The organism is Streptomyces sp. NPDC030893, assembly GCF_055571535.1.
Genome location: NZ_JBVIFC010000006.1, coordinates 257,893 through 282,990, shown reverse-complemented (window position 1 = coordinate 282,990; position 25,098 = coordinate 257,893). Strand labels below are relative to the sequence as shown.

The 25,098-nt window shown below is 70.6% G+C and carries 25 protein-coding genes; 4 read left to right on the top strand and 21 right to left on the bottom strand.

The window, feature by feature from the left end; translation table 11 throughout:
• Positions 1-43: 43 nt before the first annotated feature.
• From ACZ434_RS15415 to ACZ434_RS15405, 3 genes are all read right to left on the bottom strand, one after another.
• A complete protein-coding gene (locus ACZ434_RS15415; protein WP_468455804.1) occupies positions 44-2,575 on the bottom strand; it encodes an ATP-binding protein in 2,532 nt (843 codons plus the stop codon).
• Positions 2,576-2,835: 260 nt separating this feature from the next.
• A complete protein-coding gene (locus ACZ434_RS15410) occupies positions 2,836-3,159 on the bottom strand; it encodes an STAS domain-containing protein (protein ID WP_019524073.1) in 324 nt (107 codons plus the stop codon).
• A 158-nt stretch (positions 3,160-3,317) separates the two neighbouring features.
• Entirely contained in the window at positions 3,318-4,166 is an 849-nt protein-coding gene (locus ACZ434_RS15405; protein WP_468455803.1) for a 3-hydroxyacyl-CoA dehydrogenase family protein, read from the bottom strand.
• 128 nt (positions 4,167-4,294) lie between these two features.
• Here ACZ434_RS15405 and ACZ434_RS15400 point away from each other — a divergent pair, with 128 nt between their 5' ends.
• A complete protein-coding gene (locus ACZ434_RS15400; RefSeq protein WP_468455801.1) occupies positions 4,295-4,867 on the top strand; it encodes a cob(I)yrinic acid a,c-diamide adenosyltransferase in 573 nt (190 codons plus the stop codon).
• Between the two features lie 45 nt (positions 4,868-4,912).
• Here the strand turns inward: ACZ434_RS15400 and ACZ434_RS15395 are convergent, their stop codons facing one another.
• Positions 4,913-5,503, bottom strand: coding sequence for a hypothetical protein (locus tag ACZ434_RS15395; RefSeq protein WP_468455799.1), 591 nt, complete (start codon positions 5,501-5,503; stop codon positions 4,913-4,915).
• Between the two features lie 152 nt (positions 5,504-5,655).
• Between ACZ434_RS15395 and ACZ434_RS15390 the strand changes: the two genes are divergently transcribed.
• The 3 genes from ACZ434_RS15390 to ACZ434_RS15380 all read left to right on the top strand — a co-directional run bounded on the left by ACZ434_RS15390 (position 5,656) and on the right by ACZ434_RS15380 (position 9,448).
• On the top strand, positions 5,656-6,846 hold the full coding sequence (locus ACZ434_RS15390) for a sensor histidine kinase (protein ID WP_468455797.1): 1,191 nt from the start codon (positions 5,656-5,658) through the stop codon (positions 6,844-6,846).
• Positions 6,846-7,487, top strand: a complete 642-nt coding sequence (locus ACZ434_RS15385) for a response regulator (protein WP_468455794.1) — start codon at positions 6,846-6,848, stop codon at positions 7,485-7,487. Before ACZ434_RS15390 ends, ACZ434_RS15385 begins: the two co-directional genes overlap by 1 nt.
• Before the next feature lie 137 nt (positions 7,488-7,624).
• Positions 7,625-9,448, top strand: a complete 1,824-nt coding sequence (locus ACZ434_RS15380) for a glycosyl hydrolase family 18 protein (RefSeq protein ID WP_468455792.1) — start codon at positions 7,625-7,627, stop codon at positions 9,446-9,448.
• A 99-nt stretch (positions 9,449-9,547) separates the two neighbouring features.
• On the opposite strand, the gene ACZ434_RS15375 is transcribed toward ACZ434_RS15380, so the two are convergent.
• From ACZ434_RS15375 to rpmE, 17 genes are all read right to left on the bottom strand, one after another.
• On the bottom strand, positions 9,548-9,997 hold the full coding sequence (locus ACZ434_RS15375; RefSeq protein ID WP_468455790.1) for a DUF2550 domain-containing protein: 450 nt from the start codon (positions 9,995-9,997) through the stop codon (positions 9,548-9,550).
• Positions 9,998-10,125: 128 nt separating this feature from the next.
• A complete protein-coding gene (locus tag ACZ434_RS15370; RefSeq protein WP_468455788.1) occupies positions 10,126-10,503 on the bottom strand; it encodes a F0F1 ATP synthase subunit epsilon in 378 nt (125 codons plus the stop codon).
• A gap of 128 nt (positions 10,504-10,631) precedes the next feature.
• Positions 10,632-12,068 carry a F0F1 ATP synthase subunit beta gene (atpD, locus tag ACZ434_RS15365; RefSeq protein ID WP_468455786.1) on the bottom strand — a complete coding sequence of 479 codons (1,437 nt, stop codon included), beginning with the start codon at positions 12,066-12,068 and terminating at the stop codon, positions 10,632-10,634.
• On the bottom strand, positions 12,068-12,985 hold the full coding sequence (locus ACZ434_RS15360; RefSeq protein ID WP_468455783.1) for a F0F1 ATP synthase subunit gamma: 918 nt from the start codon (positions 12,983-12,985) through the stop codon (positions 12,068-12,070). The genes atpD and ACZ434_RS15360 overlap by 1 nt, the downstream gene beginning before the upstream one ends.
• A 21-nt stretch (positions 12,986-13,006) precedes the next feature.
• Positions 13,007-14,596, bottom strand: coding sequence for a F0F1 ATP synthase subunit alpha (gene atpA, locus ACZ434_RS15355; protein WP_468455781.1), 1,590 nt, complete (start codon positions 14,594-14,596; stop codon positions 13,007-13,009).
• Positions 14,597-14,724: 128 nt separating this feature from the next.
• A complete protein-coding gene (locus ACZ434_RS15350) occupies positions 14,725-15,540 on the bottom strand; it encodes a F0F1 ATP synthase subunit delta (protein WP_468455779.1) in 816 nt (271 codons plus the stop codon).
• Complete coding sequence (locus ACZ434_RS15345) at positions 15,537-16,079, bottom strand: F0F1 ATP synthase subunit B (RefSeq protein ID WP_468455777.1); 543 nt, start codon at positions 16,077-16,079, stop codon at positions 15,537-15,539. Before ACZ434_RS15345 ends, ACZ434_RS15350 begins: the two co-directional genes overlap by 4 nt.
• Before the next feature lie 44 nt (positions 16,080-16,123).
• A complete protein-coding gene (gene atpE, locus ACZ434_RS15340; protein ID WP_004983330.1) occupies positions 16,124-16,354 on the bottom strand; it encodes an ATP synthase F0 subunit C in 231 nt (76 codons plus the stop codon).
• A gap of 72 nt (positions 16,355-16,426) precedes the next feature.
• Positions 16,427-17,248 (bottom strand): F0F1 ATP synthase subunit A, encoded by an 822-nt coding sequence (gene atpB / locus ACZ434_RS15335; RefSeq protein WP_468455774.1) that lies wholly within the window; start codon positions 17,246-17,248, stop codon positions 16,427-16,429.
• Positions 17,249-17,473: 225 nt separating this feature from the next.
• Positions 17,474-17,911, bottom strand: coding sequence for a hypothetical protein (locus ACZ434_RS15330; protein WP_403382729.1), 438 nt, complete (start codon positions 17,909-17,911; stop codon positions 17,474-17,476).
• A gap of 336 nt (positions 17,912-18,247) precedes the next feature.
• On the bottom strand, positions 18,248-19,594 hold the full coding sequence (locus ACZ434_RS15325; protein ID WP_468455771.1) for an MraY family glycosyltransferase: 1,347 nt from the start codon (positions 19,592-19,594) through the stop codon (positions 18,248-18,250).
• A 138-nt stretch (positions 19,595-19,732) separates the two neighbouring features.
• Positions 19,733-20,971, bottom strand: a complete 1,239-nt coding sequence (locus tag ACZ434_RS15320) for a serine hydroxymethyltransferase (protein ID WP_468455769.1) — start codon at positions 20,969-20,971, stop codon at positions 19,733-19,735.
• A gap of 312 nt (positions 20,972-21,283) precedes the next feature.
• Positions 21,284-21,961, bottom strand: a complete 678-nt coding sequence (locus tag ACZ434_RS15315) for an arsenate reductase/protein-tyrosine-phosphatase family protein (RefSeq protein WP_468455767.1) — start codon at positions 21,959-21,961, stop codon at positions 21,284-21,286.
• The gene (locus ACZ434_RS15310; RefSeq protein ID WP_468455765.1) at positions 21,958-22,605 is read right to left on the bottom strand and encodes an L-threonylcarbamoyladenylate synthase; all 648 of its coding nucleotides are present in this window, start codon (positions 22,603-22,605) and stop codon (positions 21,958-21,960) included. The genes ACZ434_RS15315 and ACZ434_RS15310 overlap by 4 nt, the downstream gene beginning before the upstream one ends.
• Before the next feature lie 53 nt (positions 22,606-22,658).
• A complete protein-coding gene (gene prmC, locus ACZ434_RS15305; RefSeq protein ID WP_468455763.1) occupies positions 22,659-23,504 on the bottom strand; it encodes a peptide chain release factor N(5)-glutamine methyltransferase in 846 nt (281 codons plus the stop codon).
• 25 nt (positions 23,505-23,529) lie between these two features.
• Positions 23,530-24,597: a peptide chain release factor 1 gene (gene prfA / locus ACZ434_RS15300; RefSeq protein WP_468455761.1), complete on the bottom strand. Its 1,068-nt coding sequence runs from the start codon at positions 24,595-24,597 to the stop codon at positions 23,530-23,532.
• 106 nt (positions 24,598-24,703) lie between these two features.
• Positions 24,704-24,925 (bottom strand): 50S ribosomal protein L31, encoded by a 222-nt coding sequence (gene rpmE, locus ACZ434_RS15295; RefSeq protein ID WP_006130146.1) that lies wholly within the window; start codon positions 24,923-24,925, stop codon positions 24,704-24,706.
• Positions 24,926-25,098 lie beyond the last annotated feature (173 nt).

The following is a 25,098-nucleotide window of genomic DNA, read 5'->3' as shown; positions in this document are numbered from 1 at the left end:
GATTCCATCGTGGGATCCGGCCCTTGCGCGTGCCCGCGAGGGGTCAGATCACCGTCTCCGGGTCGCTGGGCGTCCCCGTGTCGCCGCCCTGCGGGGCGCTTGCGGAGGTGTTCGTCTCCACGGGGTCGGAGGAGACCGGGCCGCTCGCGGAGTCGCTGGTGGACGGTTCCTCCGGCGTCGTGGTCTCCGTCTCGGTCGGCTCCGGCGTGGTCTCGGTCTCGGTCGGCTCCGGCTCGGTGTCGCTCGGATCGGGCGAGGTTGGGGTGGACGGCTTGGACGTCTTCGTGGGCTGGGAGGTCTGCGACCGGGACGGCGACGTCGACGGACCGTCCGGCTCCGTCGTCCCGCTCGCGTCGTCCGACGGCTCGTCCGAATCCCCCGCCGTCGGTGTCGGGTCGTCCGACGTGCCCGGGGTGCCGTCCGGGCCCGGGTCGGTGGGCCGGCTGGTGGCGTCGCCGGTGTCACCGCCGTCGCCCCCCGCCGCCGGGTCCGCGCCGAGGCTGCCGTCGTCGACGCCCTGGCTGGCGGACGGGTTGACGCCGACGTTCTCCGACGGTGTGCCGGCGTCGTTCTCGGAGGTGGCGCCGAGGGTGACCACCGTGCCCAGCACGGCGACGAGCAGCGCGCCCGCGCCGGCCGCGACCAGATTGCGCTTGGCCAGGCCCTTCAGGCCGCCGCCCGCCCTGGCCGGCGGTGCGGCCGGCGAGGGCAGGGTGCGGCCGATGACCAGGGCGGTGTCGGCGGGCGGCTGGAGCGCCGGGAACGCCGTGGGCACCCCGCGCGGCGGTGAGGCCGACTCCTCGACGTGGGCCTCGGGCACCTCCTCGCCCGCCGTCGGCGCGAACGCCGGCGGAGTGCCGGAGCGGTCGGCGACCAGGGCGAGGGCCCGGCGCCCGGCGACGGTGCCGCGCTTGTCGGCGAGGGCGCCGCGCAGCCCGATGGACGCCTCCAGTTCGGCGCGCGCCCGGTCGAGCTGTCCGGCGCACAGCGCGTGGATGCCGAGCTCGTGGTGGAAGTAGGCCTCCTCGCCGACGTCACCGGCGAGCCGGGCGGCCTCCGCACCGGCCCGCAGCGCCCGTTCCCAGGCGCTCCAGTGCAGTCCCGAGGCGAACGCGGGCGCGGCGGTGCGGGCGAGCTGTACGGCGGTGCTGGGCTCGCCCTCGGTGGTGGCCGAGGTGAGCGGCGACAGCACGGCGAGCGCGGCGAGGACCGCGTCGGCCTCGGCGCACACCCGTTCCGGGGTGACCGAGGGGTGCCCGGTCCACCAGGCGTAGTGCTGGGCGGCGGCACGGACCTGGGCCTCGGCCTCGTCGGCGTACCCGGCGGCCTCCAGCTGGGCCTGGACCCCGGCGGCGAGCCGGTAGCGGGAGCCGGCCGGGGAGACCAGCCCGCAGCCGGCCAGCTCGCCGAGGGCGGCGTCGGCGTGGGTGTCGCCCACCAGGGCGGGCAGGTGCGCCTGGTGGGGCACCTCGCCGCCGAGCGCGACGGCGAACCGCAGGGTGGCGCGGGCGGAGGCGCTGAGCCGGGAGGCGAGCAGCGGGGCGGGTGCGGCGGCCTCGCCGAGCGAGGGCAGCGGTACGTCATCGCTGACGTCGTCGGCGGGGTCGTAGGGGGTCTCGTCGGGCCGTGCGTCCTCGAAGACGCCGAACTCGTCGACGGCGCCGGCGCCGGCCCGCAGCCGGTCGCGCTGCCGCAGCAGGGCGCCGGCCTGGACGAAGCGCAGCGGCAGTCCCTCGGACTCGAACCAGAGGTCGCCGGCCCAGTTCGACTCCTCCTCGGTGAGGCGGCGGCCGACGGCGTGTTCGAGCAGGTCGAGTCCGTCCGCCCGTTCGAGGCCGGGGAGGGCGACCTCCTCGATGCCGGCGTCGGCGGACGGCTCGGGCACCTCGGGTGCGGCGCCGAACAGGAAGGCGCATTCGGGGGTGGCGTCCAGCAGTTCGTCGAGCGCGGGACCGCCGAGTTCGAGGTCGTCCAGGACGACGACGGCGCCGATCTCCCGGACGTGCTCGACGAGTTCGTCCCGCTCGGGGCGGTGCAGGGGCGCGTCGTGGACGGCGTAGAAGAGGTCGTGCAGCAGGTCGTCGGCGGAGCGGCGCAGGCCGTTCAGCCGGATCACGCCGTCGGGCGCGAGGTCCGCGCAGTCCTCGGCGACGACGTCGAGCAGCCGGGTGCGGCCGGAGCCGCCCGGGCCGGTGAGGCGTACGGAGCGGCCGCGGGCGAGCAGCCGGACCAGCTTCTCGCGCTCGTCCTGGCGGGCCAGCAGCGGCAGCGTGGGCTGTGCGGGCCCGGGCGGGACGGGCGGCGCCGCGGCGCGCTCGACCTCGGCGCGCTCGGCCCCGGTGAGCTTCACGGGGCGGGCCGGCCGTTCGGCGGGCGGGCAGGGCTCGATCTCGCTGCCGTCGACGGGGTTGACGGTCAGCAGGAAGTCGCCGGAGACCAGCTGCACCGTGCGGGCGAGCGCGGGCGCGTGCTGTCCGAAGTCGGCGGTGAGGGATTCCCGGGGAGGACGCTGACGCGGCGCGCCGCCGTCGCCGTCATGGCCGTACTCCTCGGGTCCCGGGTTGTTCGGGTCCATAGGTCCTAGCCCCCAAAAGCGTCGTGGCTGAAGCCCTCCCCGGCCTCGCTGCACACCGCGCTGTCGCTTCTGGTCCGGGCCCGCTCGAGGGTTGCAAGGCAGCGGGCAGCCGAACCCTAAACCTTCGCTCAGTATCTACGACAGTCCGGGGTGCCGCGCGGTCCGAGACGTCACAGTCTCGTGAGGATTGTGCGCCGGTCGCACGGTTCGCCGAGGCCGGCCCGGGTCCGCGGGTCGTGCGCCGCGCATCCGTGACGGCCTCACACACGGGGCAGTGTGTCCACCCCGATGCCCCCCTCGATCGCCAGGATGCGGTGCAGCCGGGTGGCCACCAACAGGCGCTGCATCTGCGGCGGTACGTCGCGCAGCACCAGGCGCCGGCCGCAGCGGCCGGCCCGTCGGTGGGCTCCCATGATCACGCCGAGTCCGGTGGCGTCCCAGGAGTCCAGTTCGGACAGGTCCAGGACCAGGTCGCCGACTCCGTCGTCGACGGCCGAGTGCAGGACCGTACGGGCGTCCGCCGCGCTGCGGACGTCGAGGCGGCCCCCGACGACCAGTTCGGCGTGGTCGCCCCTGATGTGCATATGCGCTCCCCGTGATCCGTCTCGTGCTCCGTAAGTGTTCATCCAAGGCCGGTATTGCAAGCTCTGACTGCGTGGCGCCCGCAGAGGTTGCTGCCTGTAAGCGAACCGATACCGAATTCACCCCGGCGTGTGATGCACGCCGGGGCGAGTGCGCGGTGTCAGTGCTCGTAGAAGCCCTGCCCGCTCTTGCGCCCGATGTCACCGGCGTCAACCATCCGGCGCATCAGCTCGGGAGCGGCGAACTTCTCGTCCTGGGACTCGGTGTAGATGTTGTCCGTGGCGTGCAGCAGGATGTCGACGCCGGTGAGGTCGGCGGTGGCCAGCGGCCCCATGGCGTGGCCGAAGCCCAGCTTGCAGGCGAGGTCGATGTCCTCAGCGCTCGCCACGCCCGACTCGTACAGTTTGGCGGCCTCGACGACGAGGGCGGCGATCAGGCGGGTGGTGACGAAGCCGGCGACGTCACGGTTGACGACGATGCAGGTCTTGCCGACCGACTCGGCGAACTCCCGGGCCTTGGCGAGGGTTTCGTCGCTCGTCTTGTAGCCGCGGACCAGCTCGCACAGCCGCATCATCGGCACCGGCGAGAAGAAGTGGGCGCCGACGACCCGCTCCGGGCGCTCCGTCGCGGCCGCGATCTTGGTGATCGGGATGGCGGAGGTGTTGGAGGCGAGTACGGCGTCCTCGCGCACGATCTTGTCGAGCGCCCGGAAGATCTCGTGCTTGACCTCGAGCTTCTCGAACACGGCCTCGACGACGACGTCGGCGTCCGCGCAGGCGTCCAGGTCGGTGGTCGCGGTGATCCGGGCGAGGGCGGCGTCGGCGTCGTGCGCCTCCAGCTTGCCCTTGGCGACGAACTTGTCGTACGACGCCTTGATCCCGTCGGTGCCCCGCGTCAGCGCCTCGTCGGTGACGTCGCGCAGGACGACGTCCCAGCCCGCCTGAGCGGAGACCTGGGCGATGCCGGACCCCATGAGACCGGCCCCGATGACGGCGAGCTTGCGTGCCACTGTGCGACTCCCCTGATACGCGCTGTCTTGTTCTCCAGGAGCGGACATTAGCGGGCGGGAGGGGCTCTGTGACCGGTAAGTAACGCGCGTCACGTCTCACATGACGGACATCACACTAGGCTGGCTCCATGGTCAACCTGACACGCATCTACACCCGTACCGGCGACAAGGGCACCACCCACCTCGGTGACATGAGCCGGGTCGCCAAGACCGACCTGCGGATCTCCGCCTACGCCGACGCCAACGAGGCGAACGCGGTGATCGGTACGGCGATCGCGCTGGGCGGGCTCGAGGAGGAGGTCGTACAGGTCCTCACCCGCGTGCAGAACGACCTGTTCGACGTGGGCGCCGACCTGTCGACGCCGGTGGCGGAGAACCCGGAGTATCCGCCGCTGCGGGTCGAGCAGTTCTACGTCGACCGGCTGGAGGCGGACTGCGACCGCTTCAACGAACGGCTGGAGAAGCTGCGCTCCTTCATCCTGCCCGGCGGCACCGCGGGCGCGGCCCTGCTCCACCAGGCCTGCACGGTCGTGCGCCGGGCCGAGCGGTCCACCTGGGCGGCGATGGAGGTGCACGGCGAGACCATGAACCCCCTCACCGCCACCTACCTCAACCGCCTCTCCGACCTGCTGTTCATCCTGGCCCGCATCGCCAACGAGCAGACCGGCGACGTGCTGTGGGTGCCGGGCGGGGAGCGCTAGCCCCGGATCCGGATCCGGCTCGCGGGGCCCGGGTTCGGGCGGGCCTCAGCGGCCCGCCCGCTCCCGCTGCTCCTGCTCCCGCTCCTGCCCGGCCGTCGTGCCGGCCGGGGCCTTCTTCGGCCAGATCGCGTACGTGAGCGCGATGACGCCGTGGATGGCGGTCACGCGCCAGGCCAGGGACTGCCAGCTCTCCAGGGAGCCGATGCGGCTCGGGTCGTCGACGTACCACATGGCGGCCTGGAGCAGCACGGTCGCCACGGCGGCGCCGAGCAGCGTGCCCAGCCACACCTTGCCCTCGTGCCGGGCGCGGGCCATGCCGTGGCGCGGTGGGCCGAGCGGCCTGGGCGCGCCGCCCAGGCGGTGGGCGGCGTGTCCGTCGAGCCACTTCACCGTGCGGTGGCCGTGGCCCACGGTGTAGCCGATGTACAGCGCGGCCAGCCCGTGCGTCCAGTTCGGCTCGGCGCCGTTCTTCAGGTCCAGGGCGGTGACGACCAGCAGCACGACCTCCAGCAGCGGCTCGCACAGCAGCAGCGCCAGGCCGGTGCGCGGCATCTTCAGCAGGTAGCGGAAGGCCAGTCCGGCGGCCAGCAGCACCCAGAAGCCGATCTCACAGGCGGCGATCAATGCGACGATCACGGTTCGCTCCTCTCGGTCACCCTTCCAGGCTCCCGTCCGGATCGGCCCGGGGCGTCGTCGCCACCGGTGAACTCGCCGTACATCGAAAGATGCAGTCCAGGACCGTCCCCCCGGATCAGGCACCGGGCGCGCGCACCGTGTTGGATGGTGCCATGGCCCTTCGACCGCCCCGACCTCCCCGCTTCGACGTGTGGGTGGCGCTCTCCGGACTCGCCGGCGGGCTGCTCCTGTGGGCGTTCGGGCTGGGCGTCCGGCCGGACGACGACCCGGTGGTGCTCTTCGACAGCCGCTGGGCGCCCCTGGTGCCGCTCGCGGTGACCGCCGGCTGCGAACTGCTGCGCCGCACCGCCCCGCGCACCGCCCTGCTGGCCGGCACGCTGGCGCTGGCCGCGGACGTCATGACCCGGGGCAGCATCGCCACGATCGTGATGTACACGGACCTGATGTACGCCGCCGTCGTGTACGGCACGCCCGCCACCGCCCGCCGTCTGCCCCGGATCACCGGCATGGTCACGATCGCGGCGACGCTCGTCCCCTACGCCGTGTGGCGGGTGCCGGAGGCGCTGCTGATCGGACTCGTCGTCGCCGCCGTGACGTTCGCGCCCGCGTCGACCGGTCTCATCGTGCGCAGCCACCGCGACGCCGCCGACGCCGCCCGGCTGCGGGCCGAACAGACCGCGCTGCTCTCGGAGATGGACCGCACCCAGGCGGTCACCGCGGAACGTGCCCGCATGGCGCGCGAGTTGCACGACATGGTCGCCAACCACCTCTCCGCGATCGCGATCCACTCCACGGCCGCCCTCTCCCTGGACGACCCCGCGACCTCCAGGGAGGCGCTCGGTGTGATCCGGGAGAACAGCGTCCAAGGACTGTCCGAAATGCGACGCCTCATCGGCATCCTGCGCGACGGGGAGGGCGACCGGGAACCGGCGGCGACCCCCACGCTCGACGGCCTCGGCGCCCTGGTCGAGGGCGCCCGCGCCAACGGCCTGGACGTCACCCTCGACGCGTCCTGCGGCGACGTCCCGGCACCGGTCGAACTCGCCGCGTACCGGATCGTGCAGGAGTCGCTGACGAACGCGCTGAAGCATGCCGCGCCGGGGAAGGTCACCGTGTGCCTGCGCCGCCCGCCCGAGGCCCTCGACATCCGGGTGAGCAGTCCCTACGGCGGGCGGGACACCCCGCGCGCGCCGGGGTCGGGGGCCGGCCTGGTGGGCATGCGGGAGCGGGTGGCGCTGCTGGACGGCACGTTCGAGGCCGGTCCGGAGAACGCCCCGCAGGGCACGCTGTGGGTGGTGCGCGCCACCCTCCCCGTCACCGACGCCGTACAAGGAGACACCTGATGATCCGCGTCCTGGTCGCCGAGGACCAGTCCGCCGTCCGCGCCGGACTGGTGCTGATCCTGCGCAGCGCGCCCGACATCGAAGTGGTTGGCGAGGCGGGCGACGGCGAGCGGGCGGTGGCACTCGCCCGTGAGCTGCGGCCCGACGTGGTGCTGATGGATGTGCAGATGCCGCGCCTGGACGGGGTGTCGGCGACCCGGCAGGTGGTCGGCGAGGGGCTCGCCGACGTGCTCGTGCTGACCACCTTCGACCTCGACGAGTACGTGTTCGGGGCGCTGCGGGCGGGGGCGGCCGGGTTCCTGCTGAAGAACACGGAGGCGAAGGACCTCATCACGGCGGTGCGCACGGTGGCGGCCGGTGAGGGCATCGTCGCCCCGGCCGTCACCCGGCGGCTGATCGCCGAGTTCGCCGCGAAGCCCACGCGTCCGGCGACGGGCGATCCGGCGGTGCTGGACTCCCTGACCCGGCGTGAGCGCGAGGTGCTGTCGTGTCTCGGCGAGGGGCTGTCCAACGCGGACATCGGGGTACGGCTCGGCATGGCGGAGGCCACGGTGAAGACGCACGTCAGCCGCCTGCTGGGGAAGCTGGAGCTGCGCAGCCGGGTGCAAGCGGCGGTGCTGGCGCAGGAGTTGGGAATCTAGCGGGCGTCCGGGACGAACCGGCGGCACAGTGGTCCAGACCTATTGACCCGTGGTCCAGACCTTTCTATTCTCGCGGCACTGCGGGCGTGATGGCTCAGTCACGTCCACGACGGCTTCTCCCCATAAGGAGGCGCACCATGCGCTTCAGACACAGAGCCGCCGCAGGGTTCGCGACCCTGCTGCTTCCCGTCGCCGGCCTCGTCGGCCTCGCAAGCCCCGCCCAGGCCGCGACCTCGGCGACCGCCACCTACGTCAAGACCCAGGACTGGGGCAACGGCTTCGGCGGCAAGTGGACGGTGAAGAACACCGGCACCACCACCATCAACTCCTGGACCATCGAGTGGGACTTCCCCTCCGGTACCAAGGTCACCTCCGCCTGGGACGCCACGGTCACCAACTCCGGTGACCACTGGACCGCCAAGAACGTCGGCTGGAACGGCACCCTCGCCCCCGGGGCGTCGGTCAGCTTCGGCTTCAACGGCAGCGGCAGCGGCGACCCGTCCGGCTGCAAGCTCAACGGCGGCAGCTGCGACGGCGGCAGCGTCCCCGGCGACGAGGCCCCCTCCGCGCCCGGCACCCCGACCGCCTCGGACGTCACCGACACCTCGGTGAAGCTGTCCTGGGCGGCGGCGACCGACGACAAGGGCGTCAAGAACTACGACGTCCTGCGCGACGGCACCAAGGTCGCCACGGTGACCGGCACCACGCACACGGACACCGGTCTCTCCAAGGGCACCGACTACTCCTACACCGTGCAGGCCCGTGACACCGCCGACCAGACCGGTCCGGTCAGCGGCGCGGTGAAGGTGACCACCACCGGCGACGGCGGCGGGGACCCGCCCGTCGGCGACCAGGTCAAGCTCGGCTACTTCACCAACTGGGGCGTCTACGGGCGCAACTACCACGTGAAGAACCTGGTCACCTCCGGGTCCGCCGAGAAGATCACGCACATCAACTACGCCTTCGGCAACGTCCAGGGCGGCAAGTGCACCATCGGTGACGCCTACGCCGACTACGACAAGGCCTACACCGCCGACCAGTCCGTCGACGGCGTCGCCGACACCTGGGACCAGCCGCTGCGCGGCAACTTCAACCAGCTGCGCAAGCTGAAGGCCCAGTACCCGCACATCAAGGTGCTGTTCTCCTTCGGCGGCTGGACCTGGTCCGGCGGCTTCCCCGACGCGGTCAAGAACCCGGCCGCCTTCGCCAAGTCCTGCCACGACCTGGTCGAGGACCCGCGCTGGGCCGATGTCTTCGACGGCATCGACCTGGACTGGGAGTACCCGAACGCCTGTGGTCTCAGCTGTGACACCACCAGCGCGAAGAACGCCTTCAGCACCATGATGAAAGCCATGCGCGCCGAGTTCGGCGACGACCTGGTCACCGCGGCCGTCACCGCCGACGCCTCCGACGGCGGCAAGATCGAAGCCGCCGACTACGGCGAGGCCGCGAAGTACATCGACTGGTACAACGTGATGACGTACGACTTCTTCGGCGCCTGGGCGAAGAACGGTCCCACCGCTCCGCACTCGCCGCTGACCTCGTACGACGGCATCCCGCAGCAGGGCTTCAACTCCGCCGAGGCGATCGCGAAGTTCAAGGCCGCGGGCGTCCCGGCGAGCAAGCTGCTGCTGGGCATCGGCTTCTACGGCCGCGGCTGGACCGGCGTCACGCAGTCCGCGCCGGGCGGCACGGCGACCGGCCCCGCGGCCGGCACCTACGAGGCGGGCATCGAGGACTACAAGGTCCTCAAGAACAGTTGCCCGGCCACCGGCACCGTCGCGGGCACCGCGTACGCCCACTGCGGCCAGAACTGGTGGTCGTACGACACCCCGGCCACCGTGAAGTCGAAGATGGCCTGGTCGAAGAACCAGGGCCTGGGCGGCGCCTTCTTCTGGGAGTTCAGCGGAGACACCGCCAACGGTGAACTGGTGAGCGCCATCGACAGCGGACTGAAGTAGCCGACACGGCAACGAAGGCCCGCAAGCTACAAGGAAACGCCCCCGGACTCACTCGTCCGGGGGCGTTTCCCCTGTTCCGGCACGGCCCGCCGACCGGGCCTACGCCACGTTCACCCTCTGTCCGGGCGGGGCCGCCTCCAGCCACGCCAGGAAACCGGTCAGCGCGTCCTCGCTCATCGCGAGCTCCAGGCGCGTGCCCCGGTGCAGACAGGCGAGGATCACCGCGTCCGACAGCAGCGCCAGCTCCTCCTCGCCCTCGGGGACGCGGCGGCCGGCCACCTCGATGGCGGAGCGCTCCAGGATGCGGCGCGGGCGGGGCGCGTACGAGAAGACGCGGAACCACTCGACCCGGTCGCCGTTGTAGCGGGCCACCCCGTACGCCCAGCCCTTGCCGCCGGAGTCACCGGCGGCCTCGGGGGCGTCCCAGCGCAGGCTGCAGTCGAAGGTGCCGCCGGAGCGCTGGATGAGCCGGCGCCTCAGGCCGAAGACGAAGAGCCCCACCACCACGAGCACCACGACAATTCCGCACACAGTCAGAGCGAGGACCATCGACACCGACCTCCTCGTCTCCTAGGTAACGGAACGGAAAAATCATCCAGATCTGCCTCAGCCGCGACCGGCTCCGGATCGCTCCGGTGCCGGTCGCGGCTGAGTGACGTCATCGCACCTCGTCGGGGTCAGCGCCCCGCCGTCGCCGCCCGCAGACGGACATCCGCGCGGCGCTGGCCCTCGGTGTCGTCCTCCGACTTCGCACGGGCGAGCTCCCGCTCCACGCTCTGGAGGTCGATCTCGTCGGCCAGCTCGGCGGTCTCCGCCAGCAGCGACAGCTTGTTGTCGGCGAACGAGATGAAACCGCCGTGCACCGCGGCGACGACCGTCTCGCCCTCGGGCGTACGGATGGTCACCGGGCCCGACTCCAGCACACCGAGCAGCGGCTGGTGACCGGGCATGACGCCGATGTCGCCGGACGTGGTGCGCGCGACGACCAGGGTGGCCTCGCCGGACCAGACCTCTCGGTCGGCCGCGACCAGCGCGACGTGCAGCTCAGCAGCCAAGGTGGCTCCTCGGGTCACCACCCGGCGGTTGTGCCGGGTGTTGGTTACAAGTCTAGTGGTCGAAGAGGGGGCGGGACGCGCCCGCCCCCTCAAGGACGAGCCGTGAGGCTCGTCTCAGAACCCGGGAGTCAGGAGACGCCCAGCTCCTTCGCGTTCTTCTTCAGGTCCTCGATGCCACCGCACATGAAGAACGCCTGCTCCGGGAAGTGGTCGTACTCGCCGTCGCAGATCGCGTTGAACGCGGCGATCGACTCGTCCAGCGGCACGTCCGAACCGTCCACGCCGGTGAACTGCTTGGCGACGTGGGTGTTCTGGGACAGGAAGCGCTCCACGCGACGGGCACGGTGGACGACGAGCTTGTCCTCCTCGCCGAGCTCGTCGATACCGAGGATCGCGATGATGTCCTGCAGGTCCTTGTACTTCTGCAGGATGTTCTTCACGCGCATCGCGGCCTGGTAGTGGTCCGCCGCGATGTACCGCGGGTCGAGGATGCGGGACGTCGAGTCCAGCGGGTCCACGGCCGGGTAGATGCCCTTCTCCGAGATCGGACGGGAGAGCACCGTCGTCGCGTCGAGGTGGGCGAAGGTGGTGGCCGGGGCCGGGTCGGTCAGGTCGTCCGCGGGGACGTAGATCGCCTGCATCGAGGTGATCGAGTGACCACGGGTCGAGGTGATGCGCTCCTGGAGGAGACCCATCTCGTCGGCCAGGTTCGGCTGGTAGCCCACCGCGGAGGGCATACGGCCGAGCAGGGTCGACACCTCGGAACCGGCCTGGGTGAAGCGGAAGATGTTGTCGATGAAGAACAGCACGTCCTGCTTCTGCACATCGCGGAAGTACTCCGCCATGGTCAGACCGGCCAGGGCCACGCGCAGACGGGTGCCCGGGGGCTCGTCCATCTGGCCGAAGACGAGCGCCGTCTTGTCGATGACGCCCGACTCGCTCATCTCGTCGATGAGGTCGTTGCCCTCACGGGTGCGCTCACCGACACCGGCGAACACCGACACACCGTCGTGGTTGTTGGCGACGCGGTAGATCATCTCCTGGATGAGCACCGTCTTGCCGACGCCGGCACCGCCGAACAGACCGATCTTTCCACCCTTGACGTACGGGGTGAGAAGGTCGATGACCTTGACGCCGGTCTCGAACATCTCGGTCTTCGACTCGAGCTCGTCGAAGTTGGGCGCCTTGCGGTGGATCGGCCAGCGCTCGCCGGTGTACTCCTCGTCGACGTTCAGCACCTCACCGAGGGTGTTGAACACCTTGCCGGTGGTGAAGTCGCCGACCGGCACGGAGATCGAGGAGCCGGTGTCGGTCACCGGGGCCTGGCGGACCAGACCGTCGGTGGGCTGCATGGAGATGGTGCGGACCAGGCCGTCACCCAGGTGCTGGGCGACCTCGAGGGTCAGCGTCTTGAGCTCGCCCTCCTTGGCCGGGTCGGCGACCTGGACGTGCAGCGCGTTGTAGATGTCCGGCATGGCGTCGACGGGGAACTCCACGTCGACGACCGGGCCGATGACCCGGGCGACGCGGCCCGTAGCCGTCGCGGTCTCAACAGTGGTGGTCATTAGTTGTCACTCCCCGCGTTCGCGTCGGCCAGGGCACTGGCGCCACCGACGATCTCGCTGATTTCCTGGGTGATTTCGGCCTGGCGGGCCGCGTTGGCAAGACGGGAGAGCGTGTTGATCAGCTCGCCCGCGTTGTCGGTGGCCGACTTCATCGCGCGCCGCGTGGCGGCGTGCTTCGAAGCGGCCGACTGGAGCAGCGCGTTGTAGATCCGGCTCTCGACGTACCGCGGCAGCAGCGCGTCGAGGACGTCCTCCGCCGAGGGCTCGAAGTCGTACAGCGGCAGGATCTCGTCCTTGGTGGTGCTCTCCGCCGCGACCTCTTCGAGGCGCAGCGGAAGCATCCGGGAGTCGACCGCCGTCTGCGTCATCATCGACACGAACTCGGTGTAGACGATGTGGAGCTCGTCCACGCCGCCGTCCGCCGTCTCCGTCTCGAGCGCCTCGATCAGCGGGGCCGCGACCTTCTTGGCGTCCGCGTACGAGGGCTCGTCGGTGAAGCCCGTGAACGTCTCCGCGATCTTGCGCTCACGGAAGTTGTAGTGGGCCACACCGCGGCGGCCGACGATGTACGTGTCGACCTCCTTGCCCTCGCGCTCCAGGCGCTCGGTCAGCTGCTCCGCCGCCTTGATGGCGTTGGCGTTGAAGGCGCCGGCCAGTCCGCGGTCGCTCGTGAGGAGCAGGACCGCGGTACGGGTCGGGCTCTCCGCCTCCGTGGTGAGCGGGTGCTTGGTGTCCGAACCGGTTCCGACCGCCGTGACCGCGCGGGTGAGCTCCTGCGCGTACGGCGTGGAGGCCGCCACCTTGCGCTGCGCCTTGACGACGCGCGAGGCGGCGATCATCTCCATCGCCTTGGTGATCTTCTTGGTCGCGGTGACGGATCGGATGCGACGCTTGTAGACCCGGAGCTGGGCTCCCATGAGTCAGGTCCCTTCCTTACGTCACTTGGCGGCGGACGGGGCGTCCTCGCCGAGCAGCTTGCCGTCGCTGGTCTCGAACTGCTTCTTGAACTCCGCCACCGCGTCGGCGACCGCCTGGATCGTGTCGTCCGACATCTTGGCGCCCTCACGGATGGAGGTCATGAGGCCCTGCTCCTTGCGGTGCAGGTACTCCAGGAGCTCCTTCTCGAAGCGGCGGATGTCGGCGACCGGCACCTCGTCCATCTTGCCGGTGGTGCCGGCCCAGACGGAGACGACCTGGTCCTCGGTGGCCATCGGCTCGTACTGGTTCTGCTTCAGCAGCTCGACCATGCGCTGACCGCGCTCCAGCTGCGCCTTGGACGCGGCGTCCAGGTCGGAACCGAAGGCGGCGAACGCCTCCAGCTCGCGGAACTGGGCGAGGTCCACGCGCAGACGGCCGGAGACCTGTCGCATCGCCTTGTGCTGGGCGGAACCACCGACTCGGGAGACGGAGATACCGACGTTCAGCGCGGGGCGCTGACCGGCGTTGAACAGGTCCGACTCCAGGAAGCACTGGCCGTCGGTGATGGAGATGACGTTGGTCGGGATGAACGCCGACACGTCGTTGGCCTTGGTCTCGACGATCGGCAGACCGGTCATCGAGCCCGCGCCCATGTCGTCGGAGAGCTTGGCGCAGCGCTCCAGCAGACGGGAGTGCAGGTAGAAGACGTCACCCGGGTAGGCCTCACGGCCCGGCGGGCGGCGCAGCAGCAGGGACACGGCACGGTAGGCGTCGGCCTGCTTCGACAGGTCGTCGAAGATGATCAGGACGTGCTTGCCCTCGTACATCCACTGCTGACCGATGGCCGAACCGGTGTACGGCGCCAGGTACTTGAAGCCGGCCGGGTCGGACGCCGGGGCGGCGACGATGGTCGTGTACTCCAGCGCGCCGTTCTCCTCCAGCGCGCGGCGGACCGACGCGATGGTGGAGCCCTTCTGGCCGATGGCGACGTAGATGCAGCGGACCTGCTTCTTCGGGTCGCCGGTGCGCCAGTTGTCACGCTGGTTGATGATCGTGTCGACGGCCAGGGCGGTCTTGCCGGTCTGGCGGTCGCCGATGATCAGCTGACGCTGACCACGGCCGATCGGGGTCATGGCGTCGACGGCCTTGTAGCCCGTCTCCATCGGCTCGTGCACCGACTTGCGCTGCATGACCGTGGGGGCCTGCAGTTCGAGGGCGCGGCGGCCCTCGGTCTCGATCTCGCCGAGGCCGTCGATCGGGTTGCCGAGCGGGTCGACCACACGGCCGAGGTAGCCCTCGCCGACCGCGACGGACAGCACCTCGCCGGTGCGGGAGACCGGCTGGCCCTCCTCGATGCCGCTGAACTCACCGAGGACGATGGCACCGATCTCGCGCTCCTCGAGGTTGAGGGCGAGGCCGAGGGTGCCGTCCTCGAACTTCAGCAGTTCGTTGGCCATGGCCGAGGGAAGGCCCTCGACCTTGGCGATGCCGTCGCCGGCAAGGGTGACCGTACCGACCTCCTCGCGCGAGGCCGCGTCCGGCTTGTACGACTGGATGAAATTCTCCAGCGCGTCCCGGATCTCCTCCGGCCGGATCGTGAGCTCCGCCATCTGAGTTCCCTGCTCTCCTTGTTGGGCCCGAAGTTTCACTTGGGGGGATGGGGACTCCCCCCTGAAAGAGGTGAATCCTCTGCACGGCCCAACGCGGGCCGTTGTACATACGTATGGAGTTGCTGCTGCTAGCTCGCCATGTGGCGGGCGACGTCCTCGAGCCGGTCCGCGACCGAGCCGTTGATGATCTCGTCGCCGACCCGGACCCGGATCCCGCCGAGGACCTCGGGGTCCACGTCGAGATTGAGGTGCATCTCGCGGCCGTAGAGCTTCGCCAGGGCGGCGCCGAGGCGACGCTTCTGGGTGGCGCTCAGCGGGACCGCCGAGGTGACGACGGCGACCGTACGGTCGCGGCGTTCGGCGGCCAGCCTGGACAGGGACTCGAGTCCCGTCTCCAGGCTACGTCCCCGCGGGGCGGTGACGAGACGCGTCACCAGACGCTCGGTGGTGGCGTGGGCACGGCCGCCGAGCAGCTGACGCAGCAGCTCGCCCTTGGCCGTTCCGCTCGCGGCGCGGCTGGTCAGCGCGGCCCGCAGTTCCGTGTCGGACGACACGATCCGGGCGAACCGGAACAGCTCGTCCTCGACGTCGTCGAGGTTGCCGGCCCGCTGGGCCGCCGTGAGGTCGGCCGTGGTGGCCAGCTCCTCCAGCGCGTCCACCAGGTCACGCGACTGCGACCAGCGGGAGCGCACGGTCCCGGCCACCAGGTCGGCGGTCGGACCGCCCACCTGGCCGCCGAAGATGCGTCCGGCCAGGTCGGCCTTGGCGTCGGCGGCCTGCGCCGGGTCGGTGAGGACCCGGCGCAAGCTGACCTCGCGGTCGAGCAGCGCGGTGACGGCGGCCAGCTCGTCGGCGAGCTGCGCCGCGTCCACGGACGTGGAGTCCGTCAGCGCGTCGAGTCGCTCCCGTGCGGCGGCCAGGGCCTCGCGGCTCGCTCCGTTCATCGTGCGGCCTCGGCCTTCTCGTCGAGCTCGTCGAGGAAGCGGTCGATCACACGGCTCTGCCGGGCGTGGTCCTCCAGGGACTCGCCGACGAGCTTGCCGGCCAGGTCGGTGGCGATCTTGCCGACGTCCTGGCGCAGCGCGGACGCGGCGGCCTTGCGGTCCGCCTCGACCTGGGTGTGACCGGCGGCGATGATCTCCTCACGCTGCCGCTGGCCTTCCGCACGCATCTCGGCGATGAGCGCGGCGCCCTGCTCCTGCGCCTCCTGGCGCAGGCGCGCGGCCTCGTGGCGGGCCTCGGCGAGCTGAGCCTTGTACTGCTCCAGCACGCTCTGGGCCTCGGTCTGAGCCGCCTCGGCCTTCTCGATCCCGCCCTCGATCGCCTCGCGACGCTGCTCCAGAACCTTGTTGATGTTCGGGAGGAGCTTCTTGGCGAGGAAGCCGAAGACGATGACGAAGGCGAGCAGGCCGATGACGAGCTCGGGAATCGGCGGGACGAGGGGGTTCTGCTCCTCGGCCGCGATATGAAGCAGTGGGCTCATATCAGAGTGCCTTTCGTCTAGTGGGTCGGTCGCAGATCAGGTGATCAGGTGCCGTAGACGAACGGCATGACCAGGCCGATCAGGGCGAGCGCCTCACAGAAGGCGAAGCCGAGGATCTGGTTGGCACGGATCAGGCCGGCGGCCTCGGGCTGACGGGCAATGGCTTCGGTGCCCTTACCGAAGATGATGCCGACGCCGATGCCGGGGCCGAAGGCGGCGATGCCGTAGCCGATGGAAGCGATCGAGCCGCTGACGGCAGCGAGGGTCTGGGACATGCCAGTTCTTCCTTTTCTTCACGGTTCCGGTGGGGGGTGGACCACCGGACGACTGGGGCGGGTGCGGGACGCTCAGTGGTGCTCGGCGAGCGCGCCCTGGATGTAGGTAACGGCCAGCAGGACGAAGACGTAGGCCTGCAGAGCCTGGATGAAGAGCTCGAAGCCGGTCATCACCAGGACCATCACGAACGAGACGCCGGCGTAGGCGATCCCGATGCCGTTCAGCAGGTACCAGCTGGCGATGGTGAACAGCACCAGCAGGATGTGGCCCGCGAACATGTTCGCGAAGAGTCGCACGGCGTGGGTGAAGGGCCGCACGAGCAGGTTCGAGAAGGCCTCGATGAGCATGACGACCGGCAGGGCGGCGCCGAGCGACTTGTCGTAGCCGGTGAAGTTCTTCAGGGCGCCGACGAAGCCGTGCTTCTTGAAGGTCAGCGAGACCCACACCACGTAGACGATCAGCGCGAGCGCCATCGGGTACGCGATGATCGACGTGACCGGCATCTGGGCCAGCGGGATGATCGCCCAGAGGTTCAGCATCCAGACGAAGAAGAACAGGGCGACGATGAACGGGACGTACTTCTCGCCCTCGCGCTTGCCCATCGTCTCGTAGACGACGCCCCTGCGGACGAAGTCGTAGCCGGCTTCGGCGACCATCTGGAGCTTGCCGGGGACGACCTTGGGCCGGCGGAAGGCCGCCCAGAAGAAGCCGATGATGACGATGGAGCCGAGCAGTGCCAGCAGCATCGTCTTGTTGAAGTACAGGTTGCTGTCGCCGTCGCCCCAGAGGGGCTCGAACAGGAACGAGTGCAGGCCGGGAGACGGGAAGCCACAGCCGTCGAAGATGTGGCAGTCGGTCTCGAAGGCGAGCACCTGCGTCGGGTCAGCACTCACCGCGGGCTCCTTCGGCGTGGCGCATGGATTCGGCAACCTCGTGGTGTCGGCGCGGAACGGGGCCGCGGTTCGGCACGGGACTGGTGTTACGGATGTGGGGGCGGCTGTGGGGCATCTCGCCTCGCGATGTGGCAGGCGTCAGCTCGGATGCCCGCGCCCGCGATGCCGCAGTTGGCACCGGACGATAGCAGGGTCTTCCGTGCGCCTTTATCCCGGCCCTACGGCTCACGACGAGTGCCCCTGGGTTTTCTTGCTCTCGTCCGCCGACGAATCGGGTTCCACGTAAAGGGTCTTGGCCGTCATGGTGGCACGTGCCTGTGCCGCGACCCAGGTCAGGGTGGCGGCGAGCAGGCTCAGCGCGAACACCTTCGGGTGGAAGAGCGTCGTGTCCTTGAAGAGCGCGATGAAGACGAAGATCAGCAGCAGCTGAGTCATGTACATCATCAACCCCATCGCCTGGAACAGATGAGGCAGTTGCCGGGCGATCCTCTGGAGCGTGTACAGCCCGGCCCCCATGAGGAGGATGACGAGCACGGCGCCGATCACCGCTCCGATCGCCCCCTTGCCGCCTTCGACGGCAGCACCGATCGCGACGGCGACCGCGCCGACGGCAGCGGTGGGTACGGCGGCCTGGACCAGGATCCGGACGTCGTTGGACGGCATGGCGGCAACTCCGCTTTTTACAGGGGGCACAACAAGAAAGGGGGGGTGCAAAAGGTGTCGTCGTGAACGAGCGTAACCCCCGCGCGGGGTGTGGTTTTCCCTGCGCCCGCGAACCGTCGCACCACGGTCCGTCGGCCTCACCCGGCGGGACTCGTGAACGGTATCACAAACTATTTGATGCAGTCTTTACCTGCCGAGTGTGCCAACCGTCACGCATGAGAGTGAACTCGCGCCCCTGAGCGCATAGCCGGACCCTTTGTCTGGTATTGGGACGTTTCATCGCACCAACGGGGCCCCATCGAAGCCCCACGACTTGGCAATGCTCTAGCCGGATTCTTACCTTGGCCGTGAGCGGCCGGCCAAGCGGGCGCGGGAGCCGACGGCGGTCGCACCGTTGGCACCCGCGACGCCCGAGACGCCCGCGGCCACCGGGGTGCGGTCGCCCTCGGAAGCCTCTCCGGCCGCCTCCCCGGCCGCCTCGGGGACCGAGGTGTCGGAGGCGGGCTCCGCGGCCCGCCGGCGGCGGTAGCGCGGCGGCACGACGGCCTCCGCCCAGCGCGGGGCCCTCGGCCTGAAGCGGGGCAGCAGAAGCAGGATGAGGCCGAGCGTGGAGAGAACCACCACACTCAGCACGATCCACATCGACGCCGAGTTCACCGAGTACGTGAGCGCCCCGAAGGCGATCAGCGCCGACCAGAAGTACATGATCAGCACCGCCCGGCTGTGCGAGTGGCCGATCTCCAGCAGCCGGTGGTGCAGATGACCCCGGTCCGCCGCGAACGGCGACTGACCGCGCCAGGTGCGCCGCACGATCGCCAGGATCAGGTCGGCGGCCGGCACCGCGATGATGGTCAGCGGCAGCAGCAGCGGGATGTACACCGGCACCGTCTGGTGCACGGCCTCCTTCTCCGAACCGGCGAACAGCTTCAGCGCGTCCGGGTCGACCTGCCCGGTGACGGAGATCGCGCCCGCGGCGAGGACGAGACCGATGAGCATCGAGCCGGAGTCGCCCATGAAGATCCGGGCGGGATGCATGTTGTGCGGCAGGAAGCCCAGGCACATGCCCATCAGGATCGCCGAGAACAGCGTCGCCGGGGCGGCCGCCTCGATGCCGTACGAGTACCAGATCCGGTAGGCGTACAGGAAGAACGCCGCCGCCGCGATGCACACCATGCCGGCCGCGAGACCGTCCAGCCCGTCCACGAAGTTGACCGCGTTGATGGTGATCACGACCAGCGCGACCGTGAGCAGGGTGCCCTGCCACTGGGTGAGCGCGACCGAGCCGACGCCCGGGATCGGCAGCCACAGGATCGTCAGACCCTGCATGACCATCACACCGGCGGCGATCATCTGGCCGCCCAGCTTGATCAGGGCGTCGATCTCGAACTTGTCGTCCAGCACACCGATCAGCCAGATCAGCGCGGCCCCGGAGAGCAGCGCGCGCGGCTCGTTGGACTTCTCGAAGAGCTGGTTGAGGTTGGTGAGGTGGTCGGCGACCAGCAGGCCCGCGCACAGGCCGAAGAACATCGCGATACCGCCGAGCCGCGGAGTGGGTTCCCGGTGCACGTCACGTGCCCGGATCTCCGGCATCGCCCCGGCCACGATCGCGAATTTCCGCACCGGCCCGGTCAGCAGGTACGTCACCGCGGCCGTGACGAGGAGCGTCAGCAGGTATTCACGCACGGGCTTCCCCACAGGTCTCGCTGGCCATCACAGCCCCTCACCCTAGCGAGGCGCGCATATGGGTGGGGACTTCCGGGTAGCGACGATGGTTGCACGCACGGCTGTGCATCCGGTGCGTCTACCCCGTGCAGGGGCTTCTCAGCGCGGGTACGGCGGGAAGGCGGCGGCCAGTTCCCGTGCCTCCTCCCGGGCCCGTGCGGGGTCCCTGGCGCCCCGCAGGACCGCCGCCAGCAGCCCCGCGACGGCCGCCATCTCCCGGGCGCCCATGCCCTGCGTGGTCACCGCCGCCGTGCCCAGGCGCAGCCCGCGGTCGTCGCCGTGCGGGAGCGCACAGCAGTCGAGGACGATGCCCGCCGCCGCGAGCCGGCCGCGCGCGGCGCGTCCGTCGACGCCGAGCGGCGCCGGGTCGGCGGTGATCAGGTGGGTGTCCGTGCCGCCGGTGGTGACGGCCAGCCCCTCGGCGGCCAGGGCGGCGGCCAGCGCCCGCGCGTTGGCGACCACCTGGTGCGCGTACGCGGCGAACGCCGGGGTGGCCGCCTCCCCGAAGGCGACCGCCTTGGCCGCGACGGTGTGCATCTGGGCGCCTCCCTGGGTGAACGGGAACACCGCCCGGTCGACCCGCTCGGCCAGGTCGCCGCCGCACAGGATCATCCCGCCGCGCGGTCCCCGCAGCACCTTGTGCGTCGTCGCGCACACGATGTCCGCGTACGGCACCGGACTGGGCGCCGCTCCCCCGGCGACCAGGCCCATGGGGTGCGCGGCGTCCGCGATGAGGTGGGCGCCCACCTCGTCGGCGACCTCGCGGAAGAAGGCGTAGTCGATGTGGCGGGGGTAGGCGATGGAGCCGCAGACGATGGCCTTGGGGCGGCGCGTACGGGCCAGGGCGCGGACCTGTTCGTGGTCGATCAGCCCGCTCTCCGGGTCCACGCCGTAGCCGACGAAGTCGAACCAGCGGCCGGAGAAGTTGGCGGGCGAGCCGTGGGTGAGGTGACCGCCGTGGGGCAGGGCGAGGGCGAGCACGGTGTCACCGGGGCGCAGCAGGGCCGCGTACGCGGCGAGGACGGCGGAGGAGCCCGAGTGTGCCTGCACGTTGGCGTGTTCGGCGCCGAAGAGCTGCTCGGCCCGCTCGACGGCGAGCCGCTCGGCGACATCGACGATCTCGCAGCCGCCGTGGTACCGGTTGCCCGGGTAGCCCTCCGCGTACTTGTTGGCGAGGGGCGAGCCGAGGACGGCCAGCACGGCCGGCGACATGAAGTTCTCGGCGGCGATCAGCTGCAGCGTCGTCGCCTGCCGCTCACGCTCCCCGAGCAGCACCTCGGCAAGCGCGGGATCCTGCCGCCACAGCACATCGTCCCCAAGGGCACGGCCGACCGTCATACCGCCAATGTAGGCCCGCCCCACCAAGACCGCCCGAGTTCCCACCCTGGGCAGCCGCTCGGCCCGTCGCTATGGGCAGCCGCCGGCCCACCGCTGCGGGCAGTCACCCCCACCGCTGCGGGCAGTCACCCCCACCGCCGTGGGCAGTCACCCCCACCGCCGTGGGCAGTCACCCCCGCCGCTGCGGGCAGTCAACCCGCCGCTGCGGGCAGTCGTCCCCACCGCTGTGGGCAATCGTTCCGCAGGGCGGAACGGGTGGGCACAGCGGGACAACGCCGGAGGCCCTGTAAGCCCACCCCCGCAGCCGGACACCTACGCCCGCGCCGCAACCCCCGTCAGCGCCGTCACCACAGGATCCAGCGCCTGATGTATCTCGTCCCCGATGGACCGGAAGAACGTCAACGGCGCCCCGTACGGGTCGTACACCTCGTCCGCCTCGAGCGTCGGCGCCAACAACCACCCCCGCAGCGCCGCAGCCGCCCGCACCAGCGCCCGCGCCCGCATGACCAGCCCCTCGTCCAGCGACGGCAACGTCGCCGGATCGATCGCGTTCACCAGCCGCGTGAACTCTTTCAACGTGAACGTCCGCAACCCCGCCGAATGCCCCATCGAGATGACCTGCGCCCGGTGATCGCGCGTAGCCGTCAGCACCAGATCCGCCCGGATCACGTGATCGTCCAGCAGCTCCCGCCCCACGAAGCCGGAGGCGTCCGCCCCGAACTCCTCCAGCACGGTCTCCGCGTGCGCCTCCATCGCCGCACCCTCGTGCCCCCACGTGCCCGCGCTCTCCACGATGAGCCCGCCGCCCAGGATGCCCAGCCGCTGGCTCACGAAATGCCGGGTCAGCCGCTCGGTGATGGGTGAGCGGCACACATTTCCGGTACTGACGTGGAGGATGCGGAAGGTGTCGCGCGGAAACCCGAAGGTCGTCGTCATCTCCGCGCTGGATTCCTCGTTGCCTATGCCACGCCCCGCCTCAGGGGCCGTCAATTCGCCACCTCGAGGTCGGGTACCACCTTGCGCAGTTCGTCCGGGGAGAGCGCTCCCTCACGCAGCAGCACCGGCACGGGGCGCGTGACGTCGACGATGGAGGAGGGCACGTTGCCCGGGGTGGGCCCGCCGTCCAGGTACACGGAGACGGAGTCGCCGAGCATCTCCTGCGCGGCGTCGCAGTTCTCCGGCGCCGGGTGGCCTGTCAGGTTGGCCGAGGAGACGGCCATGGGCCCGACCTCGGTGAGCAGCTCGATGGCGACGGGGTGCAGCGGCATCCGCACGGCGACCGTGCCCCGGGTGTCCCCGAGGTCCCACTGGAGCGACGGCTGGTGCCTGGCGACGAGCGTCAGCGCGCCCGGCCAGAAGGCGTCGACCAGTTCCCAGGCCAGCTCCGAGAAGTCGGTGACCAGGCCGTGCAGGGTGTTCGGGGAGCCGATGAGGACGGGCGTGGGCATGTTGCGGCCCCGGCCCTTGGCGTCCAGCAGATCGGCGACGGCCTCCGAGGTGAACGCGTCGGCGCCGATGCCGTACACCGTGTCCGTCGGCAGCACCACGAGCTCGCCCCGGCGCACGGCGGACGCGGCCTCGCGCAGACCGGTGGTGCGATCGGTCGCGTCGTTGGTGTCGTATCGCCGAGCCATTTAGCGGGCCTCCTCGTACACGTGCTGCTGGGGGGATGAAGTATGCGGGACGCTCACGGCAGTGCCTTGCGGGCGGTGGCGAACCGGGGGCGGTTGTTCAGGTCGGGGTGGTCGGCGGCATCCGCCCAGCCCCGTTCCTCGGCGAAGATCCACGGGACTTGTCCGCCCTGGGTGTCGGCGTGCTCGACGACGACCACCCCGCCGGGGCGCAGCAGCCGGTGCGCGGTGCGTTCCAGGCCGCGGATCAGGTCGAGCCCGTCCTCGCCGGAGAACAGCGCGAGGCCGGGGTCGTAGTCGCGGGCCTCCGGTGCGACGTACTCCCACTCGGTGAGCGGGATGTACGGCGGGTTGGAGACCACCAGGTCGACCTGTCCGTCGAGGTCCGGGAAGGCCGTCAGGGCGTCTCCCTGACGCAGTTCGACCCTGGACCCCTCCATGTTCTTCCGCGTCCACGTCAGGGCGTCCTCGGACAGCTCCACGGCGTACACGCGCGAGCGCGGCACCTCCTGCGCCAGTGCCAGCGCGATGGCGCCCGAGCCGGTGCACAGGTCGACGATGCACGGCTCGACGACGTCCATGGCCCGCACGGCGTCTATCGCCCAGCCGACCACGGATTCCGTCTCGGGCCGCGGCACGAACACCCCGGGGCCGACCTGGAGCTCCAGGTAGCGGAAGTACGCCCGCCCGGTGATGTGCTGGAGCGGTTCGCGGGCCTCGCGGCGGGCGATGACCTCCCAGTAGCGGGCGTCGAAGTCGGAGTCCTTCACACCGTGCAGCTCGCCGCGCTTGACGCCGTGCACGAACGCGGCGAGTTCCTCCGCGTCGGTGCGCGGCGAGGGCACGCCGGCGTCGGCGAGCCGCTGGGTGGCCTGGGCCACCTCGGCGAGCAGCAGGTTCACTGGTCCTCCGGGCTGTCTACGGGGCTTACGCGGCGGCGAGCTTGGCTGCCGAGTCCGCGTCGACACAGGCTTGGATCACCGCGGCGAGTTCGCCGTCCAGGACCTGGTCCAGGTTGTACGCCTTGAAGCCGACGCGGTGGTCCGAGATGCGGTTCTCCGGGAAGTTGTACGTACGGATCTTCTCGGAGCGGTCGACGGTGCGGACCTGGCTGCGGCGGGCGTCGGCGGCCTCCCGCTCCGCCTCCTCCTGCGCCGCCGCGAGCAGCCTGGAGCGCAGGATACGCAGGGCCTGCTCCTTGTTCTGGAGCTGGCTCTTCTCGTTCTGGCAGGAGGCGACGACTCCGGTCGGGATGTGCGTGATGCGCACGGCGGAGTCGGTGGTGTTGACGGACTGCCCGCCGGGCCCGGAGGACCGGTAGACGTCGATGCGCAGGTCGTTCGGGTTGATCTCGACGTCGACCTCCTCGGCCTCCGGGGTCACCAGGACGCCCGCCGCGGAGGTGTGGATGCGCCCCTGGGACTCGGTGGCCGGCACGCGCTGCACGCGGTGCACGCCGCCCTCGTACTTCAGCCGCGCCCACACGCCCTGGCCGGGCTCGATCTGCCCGCGGGCCTTCACGGCGACCTGGACGTCCTTGTAGCCGCCCAGCTCGGACTCGGTGGCGTCGATGATCTCGGTCTTCCAGCCGACGCGCTCGGCGTAGCGCAGGTACATGCGCAGCAGGTCGCCGGCGAACAGGGCGGACTCGTCGCCGCCCGCGCCCGCCTTGATCTCGAGGATGACGTCCTTGTCGTCGCTGGGGTCGCGGGGGACGAGGAGCAGGCGGAGCTTCTCGGTGAGCTCCTCGCGCTGCTGCTCCAGTTCCTTGACCTCGGCGGCGAAGTCGGGGTCGTCGGCGGCCAGTTCGCGCGCGGCCCCGATGTCGTCGCCCGTCTGCTTCCAGGAGCGGTACGTGGCGACGATCGGGGTGAGCTCGGCGTAGCGCTTGTTCAGCTTGCGCGCGTTGGCCTGGTCGGCGTGGACCGACGGGTCGGCGAGCTGCTTCTCCAGGTCGGCGTGCTCGGCGACGAGTTCCTCGACGGCCTCGAACATCTTGGGCTCCTGCTGGTACGTGGGTGAAGGGGCGGGCGACCAAAAACGCCGGTCCCGGCCTGCCCCCGGGCGGGGGCGCGGCCGTGGACCGGCGGTTGGTGGCTCGCTACTTCTTGGAGCCGGCGGCCTTGCCGAAGCGGGCCTCGAAGCGGGCCACACGGCCACCGGTGTCGAGGATCTTCTGCTTGCCCGTGTAGAACGGGTGGCACTCGGAGCAGACCTCGGCGCGGATGTTGCCGCTGGAGATCGTGCTGCGGGTGGTGAACGACGCGCCACAGGTGCAGCTGACCTGCGTCTCGACGTACTCGGGGTGGATGTCGCGCTTCAAGGTGTCTCCTAGGTTCGGGAGGGCGCCGGGTCGCTTCCGCTCGGTGCGGGAGCGTGAACCGGGGCCGACGTACCAGTCTGCCAGGACTGGGGCCGTCACCCAAAACCGGGGGTTCGCGCCGTGTATTCCCTGCGGGCCGTCCGTGGTTTCCCGCGCCCGCGCGGCGGAGCCGT

What these genes read in the sequence shown, in the direction of transcription:
- ACZ434_RS15345 (WP_468455777.1), bottom strand. Translation starts at nt 16,079, where the DNA reads ATGAGCCCACTGCTTCATATCGCGGCCGAGGAGCAGAACCCCCTCGTC.
- ACZ434_RS15415 (WP_468455804.1), bottom strand. Translation starts at nt 2,575, where the DNA reads ATGGACCCGAACAACCCGGGACCCGAGGAGTACGGCCATGACGGCGAC.
- ACZ434_RS15385 (WP_468455794.1), top strand. Translation starts at nt 6,846, where the DNA reads ATGATCCGCGTCCTGGTCGCCGAGGACCAGTCCGCCGTCCGCGCCGGA.
- ACZ434_RS15410 (WP_019524073.1), bottom strand. Translation starts at nt 3,159, where the DNA reads ATGCACATCAGGGGCGACCACGCCGAACTGGTCGTCGGGGGCCGCCTC.
- ACZ434_RS15400 (WP_468455801.1), top strand. Translation starts at nt 4,295, where the DNA reads ATGGTCAACCTGACACGCATCTACACCCGTACCGGCGACAAGGGCACC.
- atpA (WP_468455781.1), bottom strand. Translation starts at nt 14,596, where the DNA reads ATGGCGGAGCTCACGATCCGGCCGGAGGAGATCCGGGACGCGCTGGAG.
- atpD (WP_468455786.1), bottom strand. Translation starts at nt 12,068, where the DNA reads ATGACCACCACTGTTGAGACCGCGACGGCTACGGGCCGCGTCGCCCGG.
- ACZ434_RS15375 (WP_468455790.1), bottom strand. Translation starts at nt 9,997, where the DNA reads ATGGTCCTCGCTCTGACTGTGTGCGGAATTGTCGTGGTGCTCGTGGTG.
- prfA (WP_468455761.1), bottom strand. Translation starts at nt 24,597, where the DNA reads ATGTTCGAGGCCGTCGAGGAACTCGTCGCCGAGCACGCCGACCTGGAG.
- ACZ434_RS15380 (WP_468455792.1), top strand. Translation starts at nt 7,625, where the DNA reads ATGCGCTTCAGACACAGAGCCGCCGCAGGGTTCGCGACCCTGCTGCTT.
- ACZ434_RS15330 (WP_403382729.1), bottom strand. Translation starts at nt 17,911, where the DNA reads ATGCCGTCCAACGACGTCCGGATCCTGGTCCAGGCCGCCGTACCCACC.
- atpE (WP_004983330.1), bottom strand. Translation starts at nt 16,354, where the DNA reads ATGTCCCAGACCCTCGCTGCCGTCAGCGGCTCGATCGCTTCCATCGGC.
- ACZ434_RS15390 (WP_468455797.1), top strand. Translation starts at nt 5,656, where the DNA reads ATGGCCCTTCGACCGCCCCGACCTCCCCGCTTCGACGTGTGGGTGGCG.
- ACZ434_RS15360 (WP_468455783.1), bottom strand. Translation starts at nt 12,985, where the DNA reads ATGGGAGCCCAGCTCCGGGTCTACAAGCGTCGCATCCGATCCGTCACC.
- ACZ434_RS15320 (WP_468455769.1), bottom strand. Translation starts at nt 20,971, where the DNA reads ATGACGGTCGGCCGTGCCCTTGGGGACGATGTGCTGTGGCGGCAGGAT.
- ACZ434_RS15310 (WP_468455765.1), bottom strand. Translation starts at nt 22,605, where the DNA reads ATGGCTCGGCGATACGACACCAACGACGCGACCGATCGCACCACCGGT.
- ACZ434_RS15350 (WP_468455779.1), bottom strand. Translation starts at nt 15,540, where the DNA reads ATGAACGGAGCGAGCCGCGAGGCCCTGGCCGCCGCACGGGAGCGACTC.